Here is a 5,353-nt window from a genome sequence, read left to right as displayed (position 1 = left end):
TCGAACTGAGGTCTCGCATCAAGTCGGTCAACTCGACCAAGAAGATCACCAAGGCCCAGGAACTGATCGCGACCTCGCGCATCACGAAGGCACAGTCGCGCGTCGCCGCGGCGAAGCCGTACGCCGAAGAGATCACGAAGGTTCTGTCGGAGCTGGCGAGCGCGTCGGCTTCGCTGGACCACCCGTTGCTGAACGAGCGCACCGATCCCAAGCGGGCCGCGGTTCTGGTCGTCACCAGCGACCGCGGTATGTGCGGCGGTTACAACTCCAACGTCCTCAAGGAGGCCGAGGAGCTGTTCCAGCTGCTGCGCAGCGAGGGTAAGGATCCGGTCATCTACGTGCTCGGATCCAAGGGTCTGGGGTACTACACGTTCCGTGGCCGCGACTTGGGAGGTGCGTGGACCGGGTTCTCCCAGGATCCGGGCTACTCCGACGCCGCCAAGGCGAGCCGGCACCTGGTCGACCTGTTCATGGCCGGATCCGGCTCGGAGGTTCCCGCGCCGAACGGCGAGGGCACCATCGAAGGCGTCGACGAGCTGCACATCGTCTACACCCGCTTCGTGTCGATGCTGACCCAGTCTCCCGAGGTTCGCCGGATGGCTCCCCTCGAGGTGATGGTCTCCGAGGAGCGCGTCGAACTCGGCGAAGACATGCTGTCGAACGGTCACGGGTCCAGCGACTCGGAGCCGGTCGCCGGATACAACTTCGAGCCGGAACCCGACAAGTTGCTCGGCGCCCTGCTGCCGAAGTACATCAGCACCCGCATCTACTCCTCGCTGCTGGATGCTGCGGCGTCGGAGTCGGCTGCCCGTCGTACCGCCATGAAGGCCGCGACGGACAACGCAAACGAACTGGTGAACACGTTGAGCCGCCAGGCAAACCAGGCTCGCCAGGCCCAGATCACCCAGGAAATCAGCGAGATCGTCGGCGGCGCGAATGCGCTTGCCTCGAGCGCAGGAAGTGACTAAGCAATGACCGCAGCAGTAACCGAAAACAACGGGGCAGGCTCGGGTTCGTCCGTCGCCGGCCGCGTCGTGCGGGTCATCGGTCCCGTCGTGGACGTTGAATTCCCGCGTGGCGCCATTCCTGAACTGTTCAACGCCCTGCATGCCGAGATCACGCTCCCCTCGGTCGCCAAGACGCTGACCCTCGAGGTCGCACAGCACCTCGGCGACAACCTGGTGCGCACCGTCTCGATGCAGCCCACCGACGGCCTGATCCGCGGCACCTCGGTGTCCGACACGGGCAAGCCGATCTCGGTTCCCGTCGGTGACGTCGTCAAGGGCCACGTGTTCAACGCACTGGGCGACTGCCTCGACGCTCCCGGCACGGGTCGCGACGGCGAGCAGTGGGGCATCCACCGCAAGCCACCGGCCTTCGACCAGCTCGAGGGCAAGACGGAGATCCTCGAGACCGGCATCAAGGTCATCGACCTCCTCACCCCGTACGTCAAGGGTGGAAAGATCGGTCTGTTCGGTGGTGCCGGTGTCGGCAAGACCGTTCTGATCCAGGAAATGATCACCCGTATCGCCCGCGAGTTCTCCGGAACCTCGGTGTTCGCAGGCGTCGGTGAGCGCACCCGTGAGGGCACCGACCTTCACCTCGAGATGGAAGAGATGGGCGTCCTCCAGGACACTGCCCTCGTCTTCGGCCAGATGGACGAGCCGCCGGGAACGCGTATGCGCGTCGCCCTGTCCGCGCTGACCATGGCGGAGTACTTCCGCGATGTCCAGGGCCAGGACGTGCTGCTGTTCATCGACAACATCTTCCGTTTCACCCAGGCCGGTTCCGAGGTGTCGACCCTGCTCGGTCGTATGCCTTCGGCCGTGGGTTACCAGCCGACCCTGGCTGACGAGATGGGTGAGCTGCAGGAGCGCATCACCTCGACGCGTGGTCGCTCCATCACCTCGCTGCAGGCGATCTACGTGCCCGCCGACGACTACACCGACCCGGCGCCGGCCACGACGTTCGCGCACCTCGATGCCACCACCGAGCTGTCGCGTCCGATCTCGCAGATGGGTATCTACCCCGCTGTGGACCCGCTGACCTCCACCTCCCGCATCCTGGAGCCCGGCATCGTCGGTGCCGAGCATTTCCGGGTCGCCAACGAGGTCAAGCGCATCCTGCAGAAGTACAAGGAACTGCAGGACATCATCGCCATCCTCGGTATGGACGAGCTGCAGGAAGAGGACAAGGTGCTCGTCGGCCGTGCCCGCCGTCTGCAGAAGTTCCTCGGCCAGAACTTCATCGTCGCCGAGAAGTTCACCGGTGAGCCCGGCTCCGTGGTGCCGCTCCGCGACACCATCGAGGCGTTCGACCGCATCTGCAAGGGCGAGTTCGATCACCTGCCCGAGCAGGCATTCAACAGCTGTGGTGGACTCGACGACGTCGAGGCTGCAGCCAAGAAGATCGCCGGGAAGTAGTCGACGATGGCTGAGATGACCGTGGAACTCGTCGCCGTGGAGCGACGGTTGTGGTCTGGTTCGGCGACTCTCGTCAGCGCACAGACGACCGAGGGCGAGATCGGTGTCATGCCTGGGCATGAGCCGGTTCTCGGACAGCTGGTCGAGGCCGGAGTGGTTGCGATCACGACGGCCGACGGTGAGCGTATCGTCGCTGCTGTGCACGGCGGGTTCCTGTCCGTGACCGCGAAGACAGTCACGATCCTCGCCGAGTCAGCCGACTTGGCCGAGGACATCGATGTGGAAGCGGCCAAGGCCGTGCTCGCAGAGAGTGGAGACGATCTCGAGGCGATCGCTGTCGCCAAGGGTCGGATCCGCGCTGTAGAGCGCGCTTAGGCTGCACGAGAAAGACCGCGACGGAGCCGACGAACAGTGACAATCGGAATGACTGTGTTGATCATTCTGGTTGTGCTGCTCGCGGCCTTCGTCGCGGTCTTTTTGTATCGGCTTGCAGTACTGCGCCGCGGTGGTACCGCGGCGATCCTCCGGGTGACGCCTGCCCCGGGGGACACGGGGTGGCGCCACGGCGTCATCCGCTACGGCGAGGGTTCCCTCGTCTTTTTCAAACTGTCGAGTTTGCGTCCCGGTCCTGATTCGCGCATCGATCGCCAGGGCATCGAGGTCGCAGGTCGTCGCAGCCCGGAGGGCTCCGAGTTCGACATCATGTCCGAGGAAATCATCATTCTGTCGGTCAAGGACCGCGGTAGCTCGTACGAGATCGCATTGGACGGGGGAGCGTTGACCGCGTTCCTGTCCTGGGTCGAATCACGACCGTCCGGCCGATCGGTCCGCGGTCGCCGACTCTGATCAGGACTTCCCGGCTCCGGGCTTCCAGAGGACGTCGCCCTCGGGGTTCGCGAGCCTGCTGACGATGAACAGCAGATCCGACAGCCGGTTGAGGTATTTCGCCGGTAGAGCGTTGGTGGTCTCCGGGTTCGCGTCGACGGCCGCCCACGCGGACCGCTCGGCCCGCCGGGTGACGGTCCGCGCCACGTGCAGCAGCGCTCCGAGTGCCGTGCCGCCGGGGAGAATGAAGGAGTTCAGCGGCGCCAGGCGTTCGTTCAGTTCGTCGCACCAGCCCTCGAGACGGTCGATGTACTCGTCCGAGATGCGCAGCGGCGGGTACTTCGGTTCGGCCTCCACTGGGGTGGAGAGGTCGGCGCCGGCGTCGAACAGGTCGTTCTGAATCTGCCGCAGGATCGACCGGATCTCCTCGGGCGGGTCGCCCAGTGCCACCGCAACCCCGATCGAGGCGTTCGCCTCGTCGCAGTCGGCGTAGGCGATCAGCCGCGGATCGTTCTTCGACACACGGGAGAAATCGCTGAGTCCGGTGGTCCCGTCGTCGCCGGTCCGGGTGTAGATCTTGGTGAGGTGTACGGCCATAGCGTTACGGTACCGGCCTCCGGGGTCGGCATCCCTGGCTCTAGGCTGTGTTCTGTGAGTGAACGCTTCCTTGTCACCGGCGGTAACCGCCTCGTAGGTGAAGTGTCTGTCGGGGGCGCCAAGAACAGCGTTCTCAAGTTGATGGCGGCAGCGCTGTTGGCCGAGGGCACCACAACTGTGACCAACTGCCCGGACATCCTCGATGTTCCCTTGATGGCGGACGTCCTGCGTGGCCTGGGCTGCGAGGTGGACCTCGACGATTCCATCGTCCGGATCACCACACCCGCGGAGCCCAAACACCACGCCGATTTCGCCGCGGTACGGCAGTTTCGCGCGTCGGTGTGTGTGCTCGGACCGCTGGTCGCGCGGTGCCGTCGCGCCGTGGTCGCGCTACCGGGTGGCGATGCCATCGGATCGCGGCCCCTCGACATGCACCAGTCGGGGCTGCGATTGCTGGGCGCGCACAGCACGATCGAGCACGGCTGCGTGGTGGCGCAGGCCGACGACCTGCACGGTGCGAACATCCGGCTCGCATTCCCGTCGGTGGGGGCGACCGAGAACATTCTGATGGCCGCCGTACTCGCCAAGGGTGAGACGGTGATCGACAACGCGGCCCGCGAACCCGAGATCGTCGACCTGTGCAACATGCTGATTCAGATGGGCGCGCAGGTCCGGGGTGCAGGCACGTCCACGCTGACGATCCAGGGCGTCCCCAAACTCGAGCCGACCACGCACCGGGTCATCGGCGATCGGATCGTCGCAGCGACGTGGGGGATCGCCGCGTCGATGACCCGTGGCGACGTGCGTGTCCGCGGGGTCAACCCGAAACACCTGAGCCTGGTGCTCGACAAGCTGCGGGTGGCGGGAGCCGAAGTCACCGCCGAGTCCGACGGATTCCGGGTGGTCCAGGAAGCGCGGCCCACGGCCGTCAACTTCGCGACCCTGCCCTATCCGGGTTTCCCCACCGACCTCCAGCCGATGGCCATCGGTCTCGCCGCAGTCGCCGAGGGAACGTCGATGATCACGGAGAACGTCTTCGAGGCGCGGTTCCGTTTCGTCGAGGAGATGATCCGGTTGGGTGCCGATGCTCGGACGGACGGTCACCACGCTGTGATCCGGGGAATCGCGCAACTGTCGAGTGCGCCGGTGTGGTCCTCGGACATCCGGGCCGGCGCCGGCCTGGTGCTGGCGGGACTCGTCGCCGACGGGGTGACTGAAGTCCACGACGTCTTTCACATCGACCGGGGTTACCCCCGTTTCGTCGAGATCCTCCAGGAACTCGGCGGCCGCATCGAAAGAGTGGACGCGGATCCCGCTTCTCAGCGGTGAGTCCGGCGTCACAGCGGCCGATGTGAGCGGCAGGATGCCGGATCGGTTCCGGCGCACCGGCTCTGACCAGCAGAGTCCGAATCGACGAACACCGTGACCTGGCGATTTGGCAAGCAGTTTCCCGTCGCGTAACTTATTCCAGGTCAGAGCGACACGGACACCGACCCCGGCCGGAAGGC

General features: G+C 65.5%; 6 protein-coding genes. 5 read left to right on the top strand and 1 reads right to left on the bottom strand.

Annotated elements, in window-relative coordinates:
• The 4 genes from QM693_RS37400 to QM693_RS37385 form a co-directional block, all read left to right on the top strand.
• The coding region (locus QM693_RS37400) for a F0F1 ATP synthase subunit gamma (protein WP_283354821.1) at positions 1 to 968 on the top strand (968 nt) is incomplete at its 5' end.
• A 3-nt stretch (positions 969 to 971) separates the two neighbouring features.
• Positions 972 to 2,423 carry a F0F1 ATP synthase subunit beta gene (gene atpD / locus QM693_RS37395; RefSeq protein WP_005252960.1) on the top strand — a complete coding sequence of 484 codons (1,452 nt, stop codon included), beginning with the start codon at positions 972 to 974 and terminating at the stop codon, positions 2,421 to 2,423.
• Positions 2,424 to 2,429: 6 nt separating this feature from the next.
• Positions 2,430 to 2,798 carry a F0F1 ATP synthase subunit epsilon gene (locus QM693_RS37390; protein WP_005252961.1) on the top strand — a complete coding sequence of 123 codons (369 nt, stop codon included), beginning with the start codon at positions 2,430 to 2,432 and terminating at the stop codon, positions 2,796 to 2,798.
• Positions 2,799 to 2,846: 48 nt separating this feature from the next.
• Positions 2,847 to 3,269 carry a DUF2550 domain-containing protein gene (locus tag QM693_RS37385; protein ID WP_005571048.1) on the top strand — a complete coding sequence of 141 codons (423 nt, stop codon included), beginning with the start codon at positions 2,847 to 2,849 and terminating at the stop codon, positions 3,267 to 3,269.
• Here QM693_RS37385 and QM693_RS37380 read toward each other — a convergent pair whose 3' ends face one another.
• Positions 3,270 to 3,845, bottom strand: a complete 576-nt coding sequence (locus QM693_RS37380) for a cob(I)yrinic acid a,c-diamide adenosyltransferase (protein ID WP_164065057.1) — start codon at positions 3,843 to 3,845, stop codon at positions 3,270 to 3,272.
• A 54-nt stretch (positions 3,846 to 3,899) separates the two neighbouring features.
• On the opposite strand from QM693_RS37380, the gene murA reads away from it, so the two are divergent.
• The gene (murA, locus tag QM693_RS37375; RefSeq protein ID WP_283354820.1) at positions 3,900 to 5,174 is read left to right on the top strand and encodes a UDP-N-acetylglucosamine 1-carboxyvinyltransferase; all 1,275 of its coding nucleotides are present in this window, start codon (positions 3,900 to 3,902) and stop codon (positions 5,172 to 5,174) included.
• Positions 5,175 to 5,353: the final 179 nt, after the last annotated feature.

It is taken from the genome of Rhodococcus sp. IEGM 1305, from assembly GCF_030058635.1.
Classification (GTDB): Bacteria; Actinomycetota; Actinomycetes; order Mycobacteriales; family Mycobacteriaceae; genus Rhodococcus_F; species Rhodococcus_F opacus_D.
Note: the sequence above shows the minus strand (reverse complement) of the source record. Positions and strands in the feature narration are given on the sequence as shown.

Coding starts and splice junctions, on each gene's coding strand:
- QM693_RS37390 (WP_005252961.1), top strand. CDS start 2,430: ATGGCTGAGATGACCGTGGAACTCGTCGCCGTGGAGCGACGGTTGTGG.
- atpD (WP_005252960.1), top strand. CDS start 972: ATGACCGCAGCAGTAACCGAAAACAACGGGGCAGGCTCGGGTTCGTCC.
- QM693_RS37385 (WP_005571048.1), top strand. CDS start 2,847: ATGACTGTGTTGATCATTCTGGTTGTGCTGCTCGCGGCCTTCGTCGCG.
- QM693_RS37380 (WP_164065057.1), bottom strand. CDS start 3,845: ATGGCCGTACACCTCACCAAGATCTACACCCGGACCGGCGACGACGGG.